This window comes from Bradyrhizobium frederickii (assembly GCF_004570865.1).
Classification (GTDB): Bacteria; Pseudomonadota; Alphaproteobacteria; order Rhizobiales; family Xanthobacteraceae; genus Bradyrhizobium; species Bradyrhizobium frederickii.
The window spans coordinates 89,920-110,425 of sequence record NZ_SPQS01000014.1 but is presented as its reverse complement, the minus strand read 5'-3'; the positions used below and the strand labels follow the sequence as shown (position 1 = coordinate 110,425).

Genomic DNA, 20,506 nt, shown 5'->3' with positions numbered 1-20,506 from the left:
CGGATCCGCGCGCGCTTAGGGCGCGCTTGTCCGGGACGACAGCGGAAATTGGAGAGCCAGCGCGGCTACAACGCCTCGCCCTTCAGCAATCTCGGCACCTCGCCCGTGAGTCCGGCGGCCTGGCGGATGAACAGGTTCTTCAGCGGCGGGGCGCGGTCGACCAGGCCGAGGCCGATGTCGCGGACGGTGCGCAGCAGCGTCGACTGGTTCGAGAACAGGAAGTTGAGCGAGTTGGTGGCAACGCCCATCGCCATGGTGTCGAAGCGGCGCCAGCGCTGGTAGCGCTCGAGCACGTCGGCCCCGCCGATATCCATGCCGAGCCGCGCGGCATCGACGACGACCTCGGCCAGCGCCGCGACATCCTTCAGGCCCATGTTGAGGCCCTGGCCCGCGATGGGGTGGATGACATGGGCGGCGTCGCCGACCAGCGCGAGGCGGGTGGCGATGAAGGAGCGCGCGACGAAATAGGACAGCGGGAACGCGCGCGGCTTGTCGAGCGCCTTCACCTCGCCGAGATGCAGGCCAAACCGCTGCTCGAGCTCGGCGTGAAATTCCTCGTCGCTGAGCGCAACGATGCGCGCGGCCTCGGCCCGGCGCTCGGTCCACACCAGCGAGGAGCGCTTGCCCGAAAGCGGCAGGATCGCGAACGGACCTGCCGGCAGGAAGTGCTCCTCGGCGCGGCCCTCGTGATCGCGCTCGTGGCCGACGGTGACGACGATGCCGGCCTGGTCATACTCCCAGCCATGGGTCGGAATGCCGGCACGCTCGCGCAGTTTTGACCGCGCGCCGTCGGCGGCGACCAGCAGGCTGGCGGCGATCACGCTGCCGTCGCCCAGCGTCACGTCGATACCCTCGTCACGCGCCTCATAGGACGCCACAATGGTGGCACGCAGGTCGATGCCCTCGGCCTCCGCGCGCGCCGTCAGCGCATCGATCAGGCGGCGGTTCTCGACCATATGCGCGAACGGCTCGCCCGGCGCGACGTCGCCGGCGAAGTTGAGGAACACCGGACGGGTGGCGTCCTCCAGCTTGGAATCGGTGACGACCATGTCGAGGATCGGCTGCGCCTCGCTCCTGACGTCGTCCCAGGCGCCGATCGCCTCGAACAGGCGGCGGCAGGCGGCCACGATCGCGGTGGCGCGGGGGTCGCGGCTCGGCCGCGTGCTGAGCGCGGGATCGGCGACGATGACGGGAATCTCGGGCCCGAGCCCCTGGCGCAGCGCCAGGGCCAGCGCGAGGCCGGCAAACGCGCCGCCACCAATGACAATGCTACCCTGTACCGACATACCCAAATTCCCGGTCAATTCTCGGTCTTGCTAGCAGACTTGAGCTGGGCGAAACAGTGCGGTGAAACGGGGGCGGCGAGCCCTTCGTTCCGTCATTCCGGGTTCTTCGCTGTCGCGATGCCCGGAAATGACGAGACATTTGAGAGTTCATTCCATGTCCAAAAGCCTGATCGACCTCATTTCGATCCTCGACCTCGAGCAGCTCGAGGTGAACCTGTTCCGCGGCAACAGCCCGAAGACGAGCTGGCAGCGCGTGTTCGGCGGTCAGGTGATCGGGCAGGCGATGGTGGCGGCCTGCCGCACCGTCGAGGGGCGCCTGCCGCATTCGCTGCATTGCTATTTCATCCTGCCGGGCGACCCTCAGATTCCGATCATCTACCAGGTCGAACGCCTGCGCGACGGCAAGAGCTACTCCACCCGCCGCGTCACCGCGATCCAGCACGGCAACGCGATCTTCTCGATCATGGTCTCGTTCCATGCCGAGGAGGAAAGCGCCTTCGATCACCAGGACAAGATGCCCGACGTGCCGCCGCCGGAGAAGCTCACGGCGGAGGAGGTGGCGAAGCAGCCGATGTTCAAGGAGATGCCGGAGTTCATCCGCCGCTACTATGAATCGGATCGGCCGATCGAGCTGCGTCCGGTCGAGCTCGGCCGTTATTTCGGCCAGAAGATCGACGACGGCCGTATCCATGTCTGGATCAAGACCGCGGCGAAGCTGCCCGACGATCCGGCGCTGCACATGTGCGCGCTGGCCTACGCCTCGGATTTCTCGCTGCTGGACGCCATCATGGCGCGCTATGGCCGCACGCTGTTCGACAAGCGCATGATGCCAGCAAGCCTCGACCACGCCATGTGGTTTCACCGCCCGTTCCGCGCCGATGAATGGCTGCTCTATGCTCAGGACTCGCCGAGCGCCCGCGGCGGCCGCGGCTTGACGCGCGGCTCGATCTTCAAGCCCGACGGCACGCTGGTCGCCTCCGTCGCGCAGGAAGGCTCCGTGCGCGAGCGCAAGGGATGATCACCTCGAACGCGAGGTCTCGCGTTCGAGGCTTTCCGGATCACGCACCAAGAGAGCCGCGCGGCGCGAGCACGGTCTGCGACGCAAACCAGTTCATGATCCAGCGATACACCCACGGAATCGGGATGATCAGGCTGAACAGGATCGCAGCGACGATCCCGCGCCAGAGGATGTCGAGACCGCTGCCCTTGAACACGATCTCGCGCCGGGTGCCTTCGATGCTGCGGCAGAACCAGCGCATCTGCGCTGCAGCGACCCAGGCCCAGCCGATGATGGTGATGATGGAAATCGCGAACAGCAGATTCCAGCCGATATAGGCCCAGACCGAGCCGGTGAAGCTCAAGCCCAGCGGCTGCCCGTTGGAGGCGAGGTTCGCGACCATCCATTTGATCAGCAGCCAGTAGAGCACGATCTGCGCGACGAACAGCAGGTTGCTCAAGATCTCGCTGCCGATGAAGCCGAGGGCGATCGCCAGAGCGATGAAGCCGAAGAACCAGGGCACCAGCGTCATCGCGTTGCCGGTGAAGCTGAGATTGGGTCGTCCCGGGACTTTGACGCAGGGCACGATCCAGTTCGTGTACCAGACGAACAGCCACGGCACCGGGATGATGAAGCACGAGCCGATCACCAGCACGAGCGTGCGCCAGGTGAACTCGAGGATGCCGAAATCGACGGCCAGCGATCCTCCGCTTCCGCCACCGGCATAGCCACCGGAGCCCGTCATCGGCGGGCCGCCCGCCGGCATCATCGGCGGCGCGCCGCCGCCCCCGACCAGGCCGGGAATTTCAGCGGCCTTCTGCCAGCCGGCCATGCCCTCGGTCCACACCAGGGTGTCCGGGCGCACGACCCCCTGGGCGACGAGATCGCGGAATTGCCCTTCCGGAAAGGGCCCCTGCTGCTTGCCCTCGGATGCGTAGAACCAACTCGCCATGAAGCGTCCCCTCAAAATACTTATGTCCCGCCTGGCCGGCCCGGGTTCACCGCATCCATGCCAAAAATGCATTGTGAAGGATGAACGGTTGCCCTGTACAGAGGCGGCCGTTCACATGGCCAAACGTTTTTCCGCTTCAGTCTGCAAGTTTTTTGTGCCATTTGCCCGGAAAGATGCCAGATTGACGCAGCGCCGGGGACATGCGGCGCAGCGCATCCCGGGGAATAGGCCTGACCATGAAACTCGTCGTCGCGATCATCAAACCCTTCAAGCTCGACGAGGTCCGCCAGGCCCTGACGGCGATCGGCGTCCACGGCATGACCGTGACCGAGGTAAAGGGCTATGGCCGGCAGAAGGGCCACACCGAGATCTATCGCGGTGCCGAATATGTCGTGAACTTCCTGCCCAAGCTGCGCATCGAGATCGCGGTCGCCTCCGACATCGCCGACAAGGCCGTGGGTGTGATCACCGCCTCCGCACGCACCGGGCAGATCGGCGACGGCAAGATCTTCGTGACGCCGATCGACCACGCGCTGCGCATCCGCACCGGCGAAACCGACAGCGACGCGCTCTGACAACGAGGCCATAGGCTGCGACGTCATTTCTATGCTGGGGGAAACGAGATGGCCGGATTGTTGCGCCGCGCGGCGTGTATCGCTGCGCCGATCGGGTTTGTGTCGGTCACGACATCATCGGCGCAAGCCGCGGCAAATGAGATCAACGCCGCCGACACCGCCTGGATGATCGTCGCCACCGCGCTGGTGCTGATGATGACAATCCCGGGCCTCGCGCTGTTCTATGCCGGCATGGTGCGCAAGAAGAACGTGCTCGCCACCATGGCGCAGAGCCTCGCCGCGGTCGCGCTGATCTCCATTCTCTGGGTCGCGTTCGGCTATTCGCTGTGCTTCGTCGGCGATGGCCCGTGGATCGGCACGCTCGACCGCTGGTTTCTCGCCGGCATGACCATGGACAGCGTCAATCCGGCAGCGAAGACCATCCCGGAAGCGCTTTTCATGCTGTACCAGATGACGTTTGCCATCATCACGGTGGCGCTGGTCGCGGGCTCGGTCGCCGACCGGATGCGGTTCTCCGCCTATCTCCTGTTCTCCGTCGCCTGGTTCATCTTCGTCTACATTCCGCTGGCGCATTGGGTCTGGGGCGGCGGCTTCCTCAACAGCATGGGCGTGCTCGACTTTGCCGGCGGTCTCGTGGTGCACCTGTCGGCCGGCACCGGCGGCCTCGTTGCAGCGAAGGTGATGGGGCGTCGCCACGGCTACGGTAGCGAAAATCTCTCGCCGTTCGATCTTTCGCTTGCGGTGATGGGCACCGGTCTGTTGTGGGTCGGCTGGTTCGGCTTCAACGGCGGCTCGGCCGGCGGGGCCAATTCGCGCGCGGTGATGGCGATCATCGCAACGCACCTCGCCGCCTGCGCCGGCGCGTTGACCTGGGGCGCGATCGAATGGTCGACGCGGCGCAAGCCCTCCGTGCTCGGCATGATCTCCGGCGCGGTGGCCGGGCTTGGCACCATCACGCCGGCCTCCGGATTCGTGGCGCCCTGGCACGGCATCGTCATCGGCATCATTGCCGGTGCGATTTGCTATTGGGCCTGCACCTGGCTGAAGCACCGCTTCGACTACGACGATTCCCTCGACGTGTTCGGCGTCCACGGCATCGGCGGCCTGACCGGGACCCTGCTCGCCGGCGTGTTCGCCACCAGCGCCATCGGCGGCACCGCCGGCCTGTTCGAGGGCCATCCGCAGCAATTGCTGATCCAGTTCTATGGGGTCGCCGTCACCTTCGTCTGGTCGGCAGGCGTGAGCTTCATCCTGCTCAAGCTGGTCGGCCTGTTCGTGCCCTTGCGCGTATCCCGTGAGCAGGAGCTCGAGGGGCTGGATATTTCGCAGCACGGCGAAGCCCTGCAATAGAGCGCCGACGCTACTTAATTACCATTTCGCTGCCCGACACATGAGCAACATTGTGTCGGCAGCCTGTCGTGCTTGTATTTTGAGCAGGCTTGACCACGTTTTGGGCGCGACGGAATAGCGCACCGCACCGCGATACCCGTCAAACGCGAAAACCCCCGTCTTCATAGTCCGTTAGGCAACACGCCCGATCTGGCACGGCATTTGATTCTAAGGGTCCTGGCTGTGCCCGCGTAGTGAACTTCTCCCTCGTGGCGAACCAGTCGAGAACGCCCGGCCATGTCCGGACCGGGCCCAAGCGGGGATAGGACCCATGAAAATTGTTATGGCGATCATTAAGCCATTCAAGCTGGAAGAAGTCCGTGACGCCCTGACCGCCATCGGCGTTCATGGTCTCACGGTGACGGAAGTCAAGGGATATGGCCGCCAGAAGGGCCATACGGAAATCTATCGCGGCGCCGAATATGCCGTGAGCTTCCTGCCCAAGATCAAGATCGAGGTCGCTGTCGCCTCCGACCAGGTCGACAAGACCATCGACGCCATCACGTCCGCCGCGAAAACCGGACAGATCGGCGACGGCAAGATCTTCGTCATCAACCTCGACCACGCGGTGCGCATCCGCACCGGCGAGGCCGATGCTGCGGCCCTCTGATTTCGCGCTCAACCTTATCCAAGCAGGAGTGAATATTATGACGTTCAAGCGTCCCTATGGCGCGGGATTGGCGGCTCTCGCAGTCGGCCTGTTCGCTGCGACCGCAGCCTACGCCGAGCCAACGGTCAACAAGGGAGACAACGCCTGGATGCTGACATCGACAGTGCTGGTGCTGTTGATGACGATCCCCGGCCTCGCCCTGTTCTACGGCGGTCTCGTCCGCTCCAAGAACATGCTCTCCGTCCTGATGCAGGTGTTCTACACCGTCTGCATCGTCACCGTGATCTGGGCCGTCTACGGCTACAGCCTCGCCTTCACCGGCGGCTCCGACTTCATCGGCGGCTTCTCCAAGGCCTTCATGATGGGCGTCACCACCGACTCGAAGGCCGCGACCTTCTCGGTCGACGCCAACATCTCGGAGCTCATCTACATGTGCTTCCAGATGACCTTCGCGGCGATCACGCCCGCCCTCATCGTCGGCGCCTTCGCCGAGCGCATGAAATTCTCGGCGATCGCCCTCTTCATCCCGCTCTGGGTCACGCTGATCTACTTCCCGATCGCGCACATGGTTTGGTACTGGCCGGGCCCGGACCTGATCCAGGACGCTGCCAAGGCTCTCGCCGCGGCCACTGACGCGGCGGCAAAGACCGCGGCGCAGGCCAAGCTCGACGAGATCAACGCCGACGCCGGCTGGATCTTCAAGAAGGGCGCGATCGACTTCGCTGGCGGCACCGTGGTGCACATCAACGCCGGCATCGCAGGTCTCGTCGGCGCTCTCCTGATCGGCAAGCGTGTCGGTTACGGCAAGGAGCTGATGGCCCCGCACTCGCTGACCATGTCGATGATCGGCGCCTCGCTGCTCTGGGTCGGCTGGTTCGGCTTCAACGCCGGCTCCAACCTGGAAGCCAGCGGCGGCGCTGCGCTTGCCATGACCAACTCCTTCGTCGCCACCGCGGCCGCCGCGCTGTCGTGGATGTTCGCGGAGTGGATCATCAAGGGTCATCCGTCGGTGCTCGGCGTCATCTCCGGCGCTGTCGCGGGCCTCGTGGCCGTCACCCCTGCCGCCGGCTTCTCCGGCGTGATGGGCGCGATCGTCCTCGGCCTGGTCGTCGGCGTGGTCTGCATGTTCTTCTGCACCGTCGTGAAGAACGCGCTCGGCTATGACGACTCCCTCGACGTGTTCGGCGTGCACTGCATCGGCGGCATTGTCGGCGCCCTCGGCACCGGCATTCTCGTCAACCCCGCCCTCGGCGGTGCCGGCATCATCGACTACACCGCGATCCCGCCGAAGGTCGCCGATTACGACTTCGCAACGCAGATGATGGCCCAGATCTGGGGCGTCGGCACCACGCTGGTGTGGTCGGGCATCGGCTCGGCGATCCTCTACAAGGTCGTCGACGTGATCGTCGGTCTGCGCACCAATGTCGAGAGCGAGCGTGAAGGTCTCGACATCACCGAGCACACCGAGCGCGCCTACAACATGTGACTCCTCCCGGGCGCGGTCTCCTTCGGGGATCGCGCCCATAACTACGGTTCGGGCACATACCCGGCAATGCCCTGACCGTCGAGGGGCTCCAGCGCAAGCTGGAGCCCCTTTCTTTTGCCCAGGACGCCGAAGAAAAGGATTGCCATTCCGCGCCGCCGGCGCAGAAATATCGACCACAAGAAACAACAATCGGGGAGGTTGTCATGCGTTTGGAAGGCGGATGCTATTGCGGCGAAGTGCGCTACGTGGCCGAGGGCGATCCGATGATGCAGGCCCAGTGTCATTGCCGCGAGTGCCAGTACATCTCGGGCGGCGCGCCCAACACCTTCATCGCGATGCCGGCGGCCGGCTTCAGCTACATCCTGGGGCAACCCAAGCAGTTCACCCGCAAGGATCTCGAACGCGCCGTCACGCGCGAATTCTGCGTCGAATGCGGTACCCACCTGGTGACCAAGGTCCCGGGCCTGCCGGCGGCGGTCGTGAAGGTCGGCACGCTGGACGAGCCAAAGCAGTTCCAGCCGCAGATGGCGATCTACACCTGCGACATGCAGGAGTTTCATACGATCCCCGCGGGGATGAAGACGTTCGGGAAGCTGCCGGGGCGCTGAGGCCGCGATGGCGGTGCTCTCCCTCCCCCGCTTGCGGGGGAGGGCCGGGGAGAGGGTGTCTCAACATAGGGACCAGTCCCTATGCGGAAAGAACCCTCACTCGCGCCTTCGGCGCGACCTCTCCCGCAAGCGGTAGAGGTGAGCAACCAGCCCCAACGGCAGCCGCACCCCGTTGTTATCGGGCCTCAATATTCCTGCTCTGGACGGAGGCGGCGGCCGATGGTTAATCGCGTCTTAACCTCGCCCTATCTATGGTGAACTGAACCGCTTCCCGCCGGCGCCGTGGTGCGCGACCGGCCGTTCCAAGAGTACTGGCGCCCAGAATGGTCATGACCGCTTCATCCCGCGCGCCGCAGGCCGGTGGAAGCTCCAACGAACGCTCGCCCTTCGTCCGGCTGAACGAGCTGCTGGCGCCGCATCAGCCCGGCAAGCCCTTGATTTCGCTCGCGGTCGGCGAACCGCAGCATCCCGTGCCTGATTTCGTCGGCCCGGTGCTGGCCAAGCACATCGCCGATTTCGGCCGTTACCCGATGAACCAGGGCACCGACCCGTTCCGCCAGGCAGCAAGCACCTGGCTGTCGTCGCGCTTCGAGCTGCCGCGGCCGCTCGACCCCAAAAGCGAGATTCTCGTCCTCAATGGCAGCCGCGAGGGGCTGTTCCTTGCCGCCCTCGCGGCAAAGCGCTACGTCGGCCCGCGTCCCGGCACGCCCGCCATCCTGATGCCGAACCCGTTCTATCCGGTCTATGGCGCCGGCGCCTTGGCTGCAGCCTGCGAGCCGGTCTATCTGCCGACCACGATCGAAAACGGCTTCCTGCCTGATCTCGACGCCATCGACGAGGCGACGCTGGCGCGCACCGTGGCGTTCTATCTGGCCTCGCCGGCCAACCCGCAGGGTTCGGTCGCCTCGCGCGATTACTTCACGCGGCTGAAGCGGCTCGCCGATCGCTACGGCTTCATGATCCTCAGCGACGAATGCTATTCGGAGATCTACACCCGCGAAGCACCGGGCAGCGCGCTCGAATGTGCCGGCCCCGATTTCACCCGCGTGGCCGCGTTCCAGTCGTTGTCGAAGCGCTCGAACCTGCCGGGCCTGCGCGTTGGCTTCGCCGCCGGCGACAAGACATTCATCGGCATGTTCCTGGAGCTGCGCAACATCGCCGCGCCGCAGGTGCCGGTGCCGCTCCAGCATGTCGCGACGTTTGCCTACGGCGACGAAGCGCATGTCGAGGAGAACCGCAGGCTGTACCGGATCAAGTTCGATCTCGCCGACCAGATCATCGGCAACCGTTACGGCTATCGCCGCCCCGATGCCGGCTTCTGCGTCTGGCTCAATACGTCCGCGATCGGCGACGACGTGTCCGTGACGCTCAAGCTGTTCAGGGAGGCCGGCGTCCGCGTGGTGCCCGGCAGCTTCCTGGCGCGGCAGCAGCCTGACGGATTCAATCCCGGCGCAGGCTACATTCGCCTCGCCCTGGTGCAGGATAGCGAGACCACGGCGCAGGCGCTGCATCGCCTGGTCGAGACTCTGGGTTAGGCGGGCCCATGAGCATGTCGGCAATCGAACGCGTCATTCCACTGGTCGGCCATCTGCCGCCATCGATCCGCGAGGGTCTGGCGCGGCGCATGCGCGAGCTCACCGGTCTCGGCCTGATCGCGCTCGCGGGCCTTGCCTCGGCCGCGCTGATGACCTGGTCGGTGCAGGATCCCAGCCTCAGCCACGCCACCTCGAGGCCGATCCGCAACATCCTCGGCTATGCCGGCGCGATCGGCGCCGATCTCGCGATGCAGATCCTCGGGCTCGGCGCCATCATGCTGGTCCTGACCGTCGCGGTCTGGGGCTGGCGCATGATGACGCATCGCCCATTCGACCGCGAAGCGCTGCGGCTCGGCTCCTGGGTCCTCTGCGCGGTGCTCGCGGCGGGCTTCGTCAGCTGCTGGCCGCATGGCGGCGCATGGCCGCTGCCAACCGGCCTCGGCGGCGTGGTCGGCGACGCCCTGGTGCGCGCGCCCGCGGTGATTTTCGGACCCGCCGGCACGATCTACCGCATCGTGCTCGGCACGATCCTGTTCGCCGCCATGGCCGCGACCTTCCTGATCGCCTGCGGTCTTGGCGCCCGTGAGCAGGACGAGGAGCACACCGAGATCGAGGACGACGACAAGCCGCTCGACGAAGACGAGGAGGGCGATCGCGGCTCGGTGTCGCTGGGCTGGCTGTTCCATGCGCTGATGAGCACGAAGGCGCGGCTGATCTGGCTGTGTGGTGCCGCCTACCGTTCGCTGGTCTCGAGCGGACCGAAGACCAAGGCCGTGTCGTTCAACCGCCAGGAGCCGAATCTCGGCGGCGGCCGCGCCGCGCCCTCGATCTCGCCGCAGTCCGAAGACGAGGACTACGAGGATCAGCACGAAGACGAGGAGGAAGAGGAAGAGGAGCCCGTCGCGCGCGCCCCGCGCAAGAAGGCTGCGCCGAAGGCTCCTGCCAAGAAGTCCTCCGACAAGTTCGATCTTCCCTCCGTCTCCATGCTGGCCGCGCCGAAGGCGGGCGATCGCCAGCCGCTCAGCAAGGCCGAGCTGGAGACCAATTCGCGCTCGCTCGAAGGCGTGCTGCAGGATTTCGGCGTGCGCGGCGAGATCGTGAAGGCCAATCCGGGCCCTGTCGTCACGCTGTACGAGCTGGAGCCCGCGCCCGGCATCAAATCGTCGCGCGTGATCGGACTTGCCGACGACATCGCCCGCTCGATGAGCGCGCTGTCGGCGCGCGTCGCCGTGGTGCCGGGCCGCAATGCCATCGGCATCGAATTGCCGAACGCGCATCGCGAGAAGGTCTATTTGCGCGAACTGCTGGTCGCGAAGGAAGCGACCGAGACGGTGGCGAAGCTGCCGCTCTGCCTCGGCAAGACCATCGGCGGCGATCCCGTCATCATCGACCTCGCGCGCACGCCGCACATGCTGATCGCCGGCACCACCGGCTCGGGCAAATCGGTCGCCATCAACACCATGATCCTCAGCCTGGTCTACCGGCTGCGCCCGGACCAGTGCCGCCTGATCATGGTCGATCCGAAGATGCTCGAACTCTCCGTCTATGACGGCATTCCCCATCTGCTCACGCCCGTCGTGACCGACCCGAAGAAGGCGGTGGTCGCGCTGAAATGGGCCGTGCGCGAGATGGAAGAGCGCTACAAGAACATGGCCAAGCTCGGTGTGCGCAACATCGACGGCTACAACACGCGCCTGCTCGAGCTGAAGGCCAAGGGCGAGGAGCCGACGCGCACGGTGCATACCGGCTTCGACAAGGAGACCGGCAAGGCGATCTACGAGGAAGAGAAGCTCTCGCTCGATCCACTGCCCTACATCGTCATCATCGTCGACGAAATGGCCGACCTGATGATGGTCGCCGGCAAGGACATCGAAGGCGCGGTGCAGCGCCTCGCGCAGATGGCACGCGCCGCCGGCCTGCACGTGATCCTGGCGACGCAGCGTCCGTCGGTCGACGTCATCACCGGCACCATCAAGGCGAACTTCCCAACCCGCATCGCCTTCCAGGTGACGTCCAAGATCGACAGTCGCACGATCCTGGGCGAGATGGGTGCCGAGCAGCTGCTCGGCCAGGGCGACATGCTCTACATGGCCGGCGGCGGCCGCATCAGCCGCGTGCACGGACCCTTTGCGTCCGACGAGGAAGTCGAGAAGGTGGTGCGTCACCTCAAGACGCAGGGGCAACCGGAATATCTCGAGGCGGTGACCGCCGAAGAGCCGAGCGAGGACGAGGACGGCGGAGCCGTGTTCGACGCAAGCGGCATGGGTGCGGACGGCGGCGGCGATCTCTTCCAGCAGGCCGTTGCGATCGTCAAGCGCGACCGCAAGGCCTCCACCAGTTATATCCAGCGCCGCCTGCAAATCGGCTATAACCGCGCCGCATCGCTGATGGAGCGCATGGAACTGGAAGGCATCGTCGGACCCGCCAACCACGCCGGCAAGCGCGAGATTCTGGTCGAGGAAGAAGACAGCCATATGTGAGGCGGTCGCCTCAAAACATCATTTCACGCAAAATCGATATCTGCTTTTGCCCGAAATCACGCTAAAAAGGCGCCCAGCCATACAGGACGACGCGTTGATCAGACATCCGGACATTCGATTCGCTGCCACCATCGCTGCGAGAAGCGCGCGCGTGGCTGGCGTGCTGCTCGTCACTGCCGCGATGGTGACCGCGACGTCGCTCGCGCAGACCGTGCCGGTGCCGAAGCCCGCGCCGAAGGGCCGCGATGGTGCTCAATCCGGAGGCGGTGGACCCGCGGTCACCGGCGCGACGCAGACGCCACCCACTCCGGTGATCCCGGATCCGCGCCGCAACGTACCGAGCAGCATCTTCCAGACCTTCGATGCCAACCAGAAGGCGCAGGCGGCCAAGGTCAGCGCTTATCTGTCGTCGCTGCAGACGCTGGTCGGAAATTTCGTCCAGGTCGGCCCCGACGGCAGCAAGACGCAGGGCGATTTCTACATTCAGAAGCCGGGCAAGGTGCGTTTCGAATATGATGCGCCGAGCCCGATCGACATCGTCGCCGACGGATCGTCCCTGGTGGTGCGCGACCGCAAGCTTGCGACGCAGGATGTCTATCCGCTGTCGCAGACGCCGCTGCGCTTCCTTTTGTCCGACCGCATCGACCTGATGAAGGACACCAACGTCGTCAACGTCTCCGCCGACGACGTCTTCGTCAGCGTCACCATCGAGGAGAAGCAGGCGCTGGTCGGCACCAGCCGCTTGCTGCTGATGTTCGGCGCCAAGGACGGCCAGCTCAAGCAATGGACCGTCACCGATCCGCAGGGCTACGACACCACGATCGCGGTCTACAATCTGGATTCGAGCAAGAAGCTCGATCCCGGCATGTTCAAGATCGATTTCACCAATTACGGCCCGTCGCCGGGCTGAACGCTCCGCTGCCGTAGGGTGGGCAAAGGCGCGTTTGCGCCGTGCCCACCATCTTTCCTCCTCGCAATTGGCACGTGGGCACGCTTCGCTTTGCCCACCCTACGATTCCAGCCCTGTGGACAAGCATTTTCCTCGCGCCGATCCATGCTAAGACGCATTTCCCATGCGTCTTTCCCTGACAACCTGGAACATCAATTCGGTGCGGCTGCGCATCGATCTGGTCGCGAAATTCCTCAAGAGCGCGCGGCCGGACGTGCTGTGCCTGCAGGAGACCAAGTGCATCGACGACGCCTTTCCGCTGAAGCGCTTCAAGCGGCTCGGCTATGAGCACGTCGCGCTGAATGGGCAGAAGGGCTATCACGGCGTCGCCATCGTCTCGAAGATTCCGTTCGACTCGAAGGATATCCGCACCTTCTGCGACAAGGTGGATTCGCGCCACATCTCCGTCTCGTTCGGCGAGAAGGCTCAAATCGCCAAGCCGCTGGTGCTGCATAATTTCTACGTGCCCGCCGGCGGCGACATTCCCGATCCCGCGCTGAACGAGAAGTTCGACCACAAGCTCCGCTTCCTGGACGAGATGAAGGCGTGCGAGCCGCTGCATCCGCGCGGGGAGGATCGCCACATCCTGGTCGGCGATCTCAACGTCGCCCCGCACGAGAACGACGTGTGGTCGCACAAGCAGCTGTTGAAGGTGGTCTCGCATACGCCGGTGGAAACCGAGAAGCTCAAGGCCGCGCTCGAAGCCGGCGAATGGGTCGACGTCGCGCGCGACCGCATTCCGATGTCCGAGAAGGTCTATACGTGGTGGAGCTACCGCTCGCCCGATTGGACCGTCGGTGACCGCGGCCGCAGGCTCGATCACATCTGGGTCTCACGCGCGTTGAAGGACGCGGTCAGCGATTTCAAGATCCTGCGCGATGCGCGGAGCTGGGAGCGGCCATCGGACCACGTGCCCGTGACGGTGACGCTGGAGGTGTAGCGCCTGCCGTCATTCCGGGCTCGCGACTTCGTCGCGCCTCGGAATGACAAGGGCTACGACGTCAGCTTGGCGCCTGCCATCAATATGTCGCTGGCGATCTGGCTGGAGCGCACCGCGAATTCGTCGCGCAGGCGCACGGCGGCGGCGGGGTCGCTTTCGAGCACGCGCTGGAACAGGCTGCGGGCGACGCGGATGACGGAGGAATGCTCCAGCGCGATCGCGCTCGACGGCCGCTTCATCGGCACCACCAGCGCGAGCTCGCCGATCAACGCGCCGGGACCGGCGATCATCTCGGCGCCGGCGCCGTCTTCGACCCGGAAGGCGCCGCGCTGCACCACGAAGCCGGCATCGGCGTCATCGCCGAGATTGAACAGGGTGTCGCCGCGGACGAAGTCACGCTGCTCGGAGCCGATCGCCAGCATGCGCAACGAGGCGTCGCCCAACAGGCGCAGTGTCGGGACCCGCTCGAGAAGCGCAACGTCGTCGTCGATTGACATTCAGATCCGAGGCTCAAGGGCATGCGATCTAAAACGATTCGCACGCCCTTCGAGCGTATCACGGCACCAGCTTGTAGCCACCGGCTTCCGTGACCAGGATTTCCGGGTTGGCGGCGTCCTTCTCGATCTTCTGGCGCAGGCGGTAGATGTGGGTTTCCAGCGTGTGGGTGGTGACGCCGGAATTATAGCCCCAGACCTCCTGGAGCAGGGTCTCGCGGGAGACCGGCATCTGGCCGGCCCGGTAGAGGAAGCGGAGGATGGCGGTTTCCTTCTCCGTCAGCCGCACCTTGCGCGCATTGGCTGCGGTGAGCATTTTCGAGCCGGGACGGAAGGAATAGGGGCCGACCGAGAACACCGCGTCCTCGCTGGCCTCGTGCTGGCGGAGCTGGGCGCGAATGCGGGCCAGCAGGACAGCGAAGCGGAAGGGCTTGGCCACATAATCGTTGGCGCCGGATTCCAGCCCCAAAATCGTGTCGGAATCGGTGTCGTGCCCGGTCAGCATGATGATCGGGGCCTTGAAGCCGCCCTTGCGCAAGGAGCGGACCACCTCACGACCGTCGGTGTCGGGCAGGCCGACATCCATCAGAACGAGATCGGGGGCATTGGCCTTGGCGGCGCTCGCGCCCTTGGCGCCGGTATCGACGGCGGAGGCTTCGAATTCTTCGTGTAGCGATAATTGCTCCACCAACGTATCGCGCAGATCGGTATCGTCATCCACGATCAGGATCTTGCGGGCATTGGCCATAGGGGATCATCCTTTTGGGGTCCGGCTCGGCGGCGCATCCATGCCGCACCCAGCCGTGAGGGGAAGTTTAGGGGTCGCTGTTGTTATTGTTGTTCGTGTTGAAGTAATGGGCTGTCACCGATTCACAAGCCAGAACCACTCTAACTCAAAATAGCAGGGCGTTTTGATGAATGTCCTGTAATGAATTCGACATTGCACGTTCACATGAAAAACAGAGCTGCTTCAGTCGGTTACACCATGAATCGAAGTGCCGGACCGCTCTCCGCGATCCGCGTTAAGCCTGCCGCCGGCAATCCCAGGCGAGGCTGGCTGACGGCGGGACCGCTGACCATTCCGGTCGCGCTGGGGCGGGGCGGCATCCTCGCCAACAAGCGCGAGGGCGACGGCGGCACCCCCAGGGGCAGCTTCCGCCCCCGGCGATTGTGGTGGCGGGGCGACCGGCACAGCCGCCCGCAAAGCTTCCTGCCGGCCCGGATCATCACCGGCGAGGACGCCTGGTGTGAGGATCCCCGAGACCGCCATTACAACCAGGGAATCCGGCTGAGCGAAGGGCAGGGCGGCGACCGGCTCAAGCGCGCCGACCATCTCTATGACTTCATCATCGAGATCGACCACAACACGCGGCCACGGATCGCCGGCCGTGGCAGCGCGGTATTCCTGCACTTGGCCCGTGACAATTTCGGTCCGACCGCGGGCTGCGTCTCGATGACGAAATCGGCGATGCTGCAATTGCTGCGGCGCCTGGGCCCGCGAACGAAAATCATCATCGGGTGAGGATGCATGCTCGACAGGGATCAGATCGCAGCCGCTTCGCGCGTGCTCGTTCAACATTGGCGCGACGGCTCCAAGCTTGAGGCGATGGACGCGCGGTTGCGGCCACAGAGCCGCACTGAGGGCTACGCCATCCAGGCTGCGCTCGAGACCTACTCGCCTGGAAAGCTGTTCGGCTGGAAGATCGCAGCCACCAGCGTATCAGGACAGCAGCACATCAATGTCACGGGACCGCTGGCCGGCCGCATCATGAGCGACACGGTCATTGCCGACGGCGGGACTGCGTCGATGAAGGGCAACGAGATGCGCGTCGGCGAGCCTGAATTCGCCTTCCGGATGGGACGCGATCTGCCCCCGCGCGCAGCGTCGTACACGGCCTTCGAGGTATTGGCCGCCGTCGACAGCTTCCATCCCGCGATCGAGATTCCGGACTCGCGCTTTGCCGATTTCGCCCGAGCCGGCGAGGCGCAGCTGATCGCCGACAATGCCTGCGCGCATCTGTTCGTGCTGGGCGCGGCGACCGCTGCGAATTGGCGCGCGATGGATCTCGTCGAGGAGCGGCCGCAGATCACGCTGCGCGGCGAGCGCTATGTCGGCCACGGCAAGAACGTGCTCGGCGACCCCCGCGCCGCGCTCGCCTGGCTTGCCAATGAGCTCTCCGGGCTCGGCATCACCTTGCGGGCAGGGCAGGTGGTGACCACCGGCACGTGCCATCCGCCGCTGCCGATTGCGGCCGGCGATCATCTTGCGGTGGACTTTGGGGTGCTGGGTAAAGTGTCGGTGGGGTTTGCGTAGACAGCTCCGCCGTCATTGCGAGGAGCCCTTGCGACGAAGCAATCCAGACTACCTCCGCGGAAAGATCCTGGATTGCTTCGCTACGCTCGCAATGACGAACTCAAGAACTCGGTTGTGGCACGGCCCTCGCTTACGACAATCACCTGTGCCCGAAGATCGCGCTGCCCACACGCACATGGGTGGCACCCAGCATGATCGCGGTGGCGAAATCCGCGCTCATGCCCATCGAGAGATTGGTCAATCCGTTGCGCGCGGCGATCTTGGCGGTCAGCGCGAAATGCGCCGCCGGCGGTTCGTCGACCGGCGGGATGCACATCAACCCGGAGATCGTCAGCCCATAGGTGTCGCGGCAGCTGGCGAGGAAGGCGTCGGCCTCTCCCGGCGCCACGCCGGCCTTCTGCGGCTCTTCGCCGGTGTTGATCTGGACGAAGAGCTGCGGGTGCTTGTTCTGGGATTCGATTTCCTTGGCTAACGCTTGGCAAATGCTCGGACGGTCCACCGAGTGGATGGCATCGAACAACGCGACCGCCTCTTTCGCCTTGTTGGATTGCAGCGGTCCGATCAGATGCAGCGCGATGCCCGGGTAAACAGACGTTAACGCGGGCCACTTGCCTTTGGCCTCCTGCACCCGATTCTCGCCGAATACGCGCTGTCCGGCCTCGATGATCGGGGTAATGGCATCCGCGGCGAAAGTCTTGGACACGGCGATCAGCGTCACGGAGGCGCGATCGCGCCGCGCATCCTTGCAGGCGCGGGCGATTTCGGCTTCGACCGCGGCGAGCGCGTTTGGTGAATGGCCGGTTACCGGCGCGGCGTTGGCTTCTGTCATGACGTCGATTGGCTGTAGTCCTAACCGAGGTAAGTCCAATTTTACCGAGTTCAAGAAAGAGTTTTTGAACCCTTCGCTTTACCTTGCCCTGCGGGGTGGGTAACGAAGATGGCAAGCATAAGTCTCAACCGCAAGCGAGCGAAACTCAAGCAGGTTCTCGGAATCCGGGCGCGGCTGGCGTTGCTTGCGGTGATTCTGGTGGCGCCCTTGATGTTCGAGCGTATCCGCTCGCTCGAAGACACCCGCGGGCGGCAGATCGCGCAGGCCACGGCCGAATTCACCACCATCGCAAGACATAGCGCCGATGCGCAACGCGAGGTGATCTCGTCGGTCGAGACCATCCTGAAAGCGGAAGCTTTCATCCGCGCCTCCGCCGGCGGCGTCACCAAGAGCTGCGACGTGCTGCGCGCGAGCCTGCCGTCGAACCTGCCCTGGATCCGCACGCTCTTGATCGCGGGCCAGGACGGACGCATCCAATGCGCCACCAACAACATGTATGTCGGCCTCGACCTCAGCGACCGGCCCTATTTCCAGCAGGCCCAGGAGAGCGGCCGCTTCGTGCTGAGCGATTTCATCCTGTCGCGCCCGGCACCGACGCCGACCGTGATGGCGGTCTACCCGGTGTCCGCGTTCAGCGGCGTCGCCGATGCCGTCGTGCTCGCCACGGTCAACCTCGACTGGATGTCGAAGGTGATGAGCAATCTGGGCGGTCGCGCCGGCATCACCGCCGTGCTGGTCGACAGCGCAGGCACCGTGCTGGCCGCGCCGGCCGATCAGCACAGCACGATCGGTCGTCCCCTCGACAGCATGCCGCTGATGGCGGCCATCGCCGACCGGGCGCTGCGGTCGGACCAGGACGAGGGCTCACTGTCTTTCCTCGCCGCCGACGGCTCGCGCCGCGCGGTCAGCTACATCCGCATCGCCGGCACCAATGCCCGCCTGATCGCCAGCATCGACGAAGACAAGGTGTCGGCGGCGGTCAGCCGCGACATCCGCACCGCCTATCTCCAGCTCGCTTTCGTCGTCGTTTTCGTCCTGCTCGGCGCGCTGATCGCTGCCGAGAAGCTCGTCATCAAGCCGATCGAGATGCTCGTCGACATGGCCAAGCGCCTCGGCGAGGGCGATCTGTCGGCCCGCGCGGCGCGCAATCGCCTGCCGGCCGAATTCGTGCCGCTGGCCCGCGCCTTCAACGCGATGGCCGCGCAACTGAGCCAGCGCGAACGCGAGCTGATCGCGAGCAACGACCGGCTCACGGTGATGGCCTCGATCGACATGCTGTCCGGCCTCGCCAACCGCCGCGGCTTCCAGAGCCGGCTCGACTTCGAATGGATGCGCGCGCAGCAATATGGCAGCGACCTCGCGCTTCTGATGATCGACGTCGACCATTTCAAGCTGTTCAACGACACCTATGGTCATCTCGAAGGCGATTCCTGCCTGACCAGGCTCGGCGAATCGCTGTCCGGCATCGCCGCCGACACGATGGGCTTTGCGGCACGCTATGGCGGCGAGGAATTCTGCCTGTTGCTGCCGAACACCGATGTGGCTCGCGCCGTGAAAATCGGCGAACAGGTGCGCGCGACGGTGCTGAAGCTGTGTCTGCCGCACATCACCTCGGCCCATATGATCGTTACCGTCTCGATCGGCGTTGCCGCGACAAAGCCCAACGAAAGTCTGCGTCCCGGCGATCTGATCGAAGCCGCCGACGCCGCGCTCTACGCCGCCAAGCACCGCGGCCGCAACAATGTCGTCGAGCACGGCATCCAGGCGATCGAGAGCGGCGCCGCGGATATAATGATGGCGGCCAGCGCCTAGCGGGCTGTTGCTTCACCTCGCCCCGCTCGCGGGGAGAGGGAGCGCACCGTCATCGTCTCGCCCGAACCTAGCCCGCAGCTTGCGCGCGATCGAGCTCGGTCTCCGTCACGACGCGATTGCGGCCGCCGCCCTTGGCGAGATAGAGGGCGCGGTCGCAGCGCTCGATGAGATCGGTGATCGCTTCGCCCGGCCGGTACTGCGCTACGCCGATCGACACGCTGATGTTGGGCAGGATCTCGCCGGTTGAGCGGCGCGTGATCGTGCATTCGGCGAGCGCGCGCCTGATGCGCTCGGCGATCTCGGCGCAACTGGCGAGATCGGCGGCCGGCAGCACCGCGATCAGCTCCTCGCCGCCATAACGGGCCGGCAGATCCTGAGGGCGAACCTTCTCGCGCAACACCTTGGCCATCAGGCGCAGCACCTGGTCGCCGACGCCGTGGCCGAAATTGTCGTTGAAAGATTTGAAGTGGTCGATGTCGAGCATCAGCACGCTGAGCGGCTCGCCCCAATCCGCGGTCGCCTGCGCCTTGCGCAGGAATTCGTCGAGCGCCCGCCGGTTTGCAAGGCCTGTCAGCGTGTCGGTCCGGGCGCGCTCCTCGGACCTCGTGAGCGAATCCCTGATGACGTCGAGCTCGCGGGTCTTCTCCGCAAAACCTGCCTCGAGCTGGGTCGCCTTCGTGGCGGCCCGGGCCAGCTCGTTCATGAGCTGGGCGACCAGCGCCTTCGGATCGACGCCAGCCTTGCCCTGGTCCGCCACCGCGCTGATGACCCGCATCTGCGAATGGTTGTCAGCGATCGCGGTCGCCAGAAATTCCCTCGCCGTACCCATGAGCGCATGCAGCCGCTCGGAGGTGTCGACGGCGGTGGCGCTCACCTGGGGCGCGACATAGGTCTCGAACAGGTCCTGATTGGTTCTGGCGTCAAAGGGACGATTGTGGTCGATCAAAAGATCGATCGCGTTGCGCAGATCGTCATGGCTGCCCGCGAAATATTGGTACCAGACCGCAAAATTGGTCGGGGTCGGCGTGATCCGCTGTTCGGCCATGCTACGCATCGCCCGTCCGGCGATGGAGGCGGCATAGTCGTAGTCGGGATCGTCGAAGCTCGAATCCATCGCGGTCGTCCTGTCGGGCCGCAACATGGCATCGAGCCCTTAATCGCGCCCCAACATCGATCCTCGTAGTTATGCGGAGGCCGACGGTCATGGTTCCAGATCGCGGCAACCCATTGACCCCTTGAGGACTTCTATG

Annotated in this window: 19 protein-coding genes; 13 read left to right on the top strand and 6 right to left on the bottom strand. The window is 65.0% G+C overall.

Annotated elements, in window-relative coordinates:
- Positions 1-65: 65 nt before the first annotated feature.
- On the bottom strand, positions 66-1,286 hold the full coding sequence (locus E4K64_RS24055) for a ubiquinone biosynthesis hydroxylase (protein WP_135165718.1): 1,221 nt from the start codon (positions 1,284-1,286) through the stop codon (positions 66-68).
- A 154-nt stretch (positions 1,287-1,440) separates the two neighbouring features.
- On the opposite strand from E4K64_RS24055, the gene tesB reads away from it, so the two are divergent.
- Positions 1,441-2,304: an acyl-CoA thioesterase II gene (gene tesB, locus E4K64_RS24050; protein ID WP_126256850.1), complete on the top strand. Its 864-nt coding sequence runs from the start codon at positions 1,441-1,443 to the stop codon at positions 2,302-2,304.
- 40 nt (positions 2,305-2,344) lie between these two features.
- Here tesB and E4K64_RS24045 read toward each other — a convergent pair whose 3' ends face one another.
- Positions 2,345-3,235, bottom strand: a complete 891-nt coding sequence (locus E4K64_RS24045; protein WP_135165717.1) for a DUF4339 domain-containing protein — start codon at positions 3,233-3,235, stop codon at positions 2,345-2,347.
- A 236-nt stretch (positions 3,236-3,471) separates the two neighbouring features.
- Here E4K64_RS24045 and E4K64_RS24040 point away from each other — a divergent pair, with 236 nt between their 5' ends.
- The 9 genes from E4K64_RS24040 (at position 3,472) to xth (ending at position 13,807) form a co-directional block, all read left to right on the top strand.
- Positions 3,472-3,810 carry a P-II family nitrogen regulator gene (locus tag E4K64_RS24040; RefSeq protein WP_027535359.1) on the top strand — a complete coding sequence of 113 codons (339 nt, stop codon included), beginning with the start codon at positions 3,472-3,474 and terminating at the stop codon, positions 3,808-3,810.
- 48 nt (positions 3,811-3,858) lie between these two features.
- Positions 3,859-5,160: an ammonium transporter gene (locus E4K64_RS24035; RefSeq protein WP_135165716.1), complete on the top strand. Its 1,302-nt coding sequence runs from the start codon at positions 3,859-3,861 to the stop codon at positions 5,158-5,160.
- 310 nt (positions 5,161-5,470) lie between these two features.
- Positions 5,471-5,809, top strand: coding sequence for a P-II family nitrogen regulator (locus E4K64_RS24030; protein ID WP_008142813.1), 339 nt, complete (start codon positions 5,471-5,473; stop codon positions 5,807-5,809).
- Positions 5,810-5,846: 37 nt separating this feature from the next.
- Positions 5,847-7,295 (top strand): ammonium transporter, encoded by a 1,449-nt coding sequence (locus E4K64_RS24025; RefSeq protein ID WP_135165715.1) that lies wholly within the window; start codon positions 5,847-5,849, stop codon positions 7,293-7,295.
- A gap of 203 nt (positions 7,296-7,498) precedes the next feature.
- Complete coding sequence (locus tag E4K64_RS24020; protein WP_135165714.1) at positions 7,499-7,903, top strand: GFA family protein; 405 nt, start codon at positions 7,499-7,501, stop codon at positions 7,901-7,903.
- A 323-nt stretch (positions 7,904-8,226) separates the two neighbouring features.
- A complete protein-coding gene (locus tag E4K64_RS24015; RefSeq protein ID WP_135165713.1) occupies positions 8,227-9,438 on the top strand; it encodes an aminotransferase class I/II-fold pyridoxal phosphate-dependent enzyme in 1,212 nt (403 codons plus the stop codon).
- An 8-nt stretch (positions 9,439-9,446) separates the two neighbouring features.
- Complete coding sequence (locus E4K64_RS24010; protein WP_135165712.1) at positions 9,447-11,918, top strand: DNA translocase FtsK; 2,472 nt, start codon at positions 9,447-9,449, stop codon at positions 11,916-11,918.
- A gap of 151 nt (positions 11,919-12,069) precedes the next feature.
- Positions 12,070-12,828 carry an outer membrane lipoprotein carrier protein LolA gene (locus tag E4K64_RS24005; protein WP_135165793.1) on the top strand — a complete coding sequence of 253 codons (759 nt, stop codon included), beginning with the start codon at positions 12,070-12,072 and terminating at the stop codon, positions 12,826-12,828.
- 163 nt (positions 12,829-12,991) lie between these two features.
- Positions 12,992-13,807: an exodeoxyribonuclease III gene (xth, locus tag E4K64_RS24000; RefSeq protein WP_135165711.1), complete on the top strand. Its 816-nt coding sequence runs from the start codon at positions 12,992-12,994 to the stop codon at positions 13,805-13,807.
- 53 nt (positions 13,808-13,860) lie between these two features.
- On the opposite strand, the gene E4K64_RS23995 is transcribed toward xth, so the two are convergent.
- Together E4K64_RS23995 and E4K64_RS23990 are read right to left on the bottom strand one after the other, a co-directional pair.
- Positions 13,861-14,304 carry a cyclic nucleotide-binding domain-containing protein gene (locus tag E4K64_RS23995; RefSeq protein WP_028133428.1) on the bottom strand — a complete coding sequence of 148 codons (444 nt, stop codon included), beginning with the start codon at positions 14,302-14,304 and terminating at the stop codon, positions 13,861-13,863.
- A 58-nt stretch (positions 14,305-14,362) separates the two neighbouring features.
- Complete coding sequence (locus E4K64_RS23990) at positions 14,363-15,049, bottom strand: response regulator transcription factor (RefSeq protein ID WP_007598630.1); 687 nt, start codon at positions 15,047-15,049, stop codon at positions 14,363-14,365.
- A 237-nt stretch (positions 15,050-15,286) separates the two neighbouring features.
- On the opposite strand from E4K64_RS23990, the gene E4K64_RS23985 reads away from it, so the two are divergent.
- Positions 15,287-15,823 (top strand): L,D-transpeptidase family protein, encoded by a 537-nt coding sequence (locus tag E4K64_RS23985; RefSeq protein ID WP_235884762.1) that lies wholly within the window; start codon positions 15,287-15,289, stop codon positions 15,821-15,823.
- 6 nt (positions 15,824-15,829) lie between these two features.
- The gene (locus E4K64_RS23980; protein WP_135165709.1) at positions 15,830-16,615 is read left to right on the top strand and encodes a 2-keto-4-pentenoate hydratase; all 786 of its coding nucleotides are present in this window, start codon (positions 15,830-15,832) and stop codon (positions 16,613-16,615) included.
- A gap of 139 nt (positions 16,616-16,754) precedes the next feature.
- On the opposite strand, the gene E4K64_RS23975 is transcribed toward E4K64_RS23980, so the two are convergent.
- Positions 16,755-17,444: a YggS family pyridoxal phosphate-dependent enzyme gene (locus E4K64_RS23975; protein WP_126256864.1), complete on the bottom strand. Its 690-nt coding sequence runs from the start codon at positions 17,442-17,444 to the stop codon at positions 16,755-16,757.
- Between the two features lie 108 nt (positions 17,445-17,552).
- Between E4K64_RS23975 and E4K64_RS23970 the strand changes: the two genes are divergently transcribed.
- Positions 17,553-19,256 (top strand): diguanylate cyclase domain-containing protein, encoded by a 1,704-nt coding sequence (locus E4K64_RS23970; RefSeq protein ID WP_135165708.1) that lies wholly within the window; start codon positions 17,553-17,555, stop codon positions 19,254-19,256.
- 67 nt (positions 19,257-19,323) lie between these two features.
- On the opposite strand, the gene E4K64_RS23965 is transcribed toward E4K64_RS23970, so the two are convergent.
- Positions 19,324-20,370 carry a GGDEF domain-containing protein gene (locus E4K64_RS23965; RefSeq protein ID WP_209311987.1) on the bottom strand — a complete coding sequence of 349 codons (1,047 nt, stop codon included), beginning with the start codon at positions 20,368-20,370 and terminating at the stop codon, positions 19,324-19,326.
- Between the last annotated feature and the right edge of the window lie 136 nt (positions 20,371-20,506).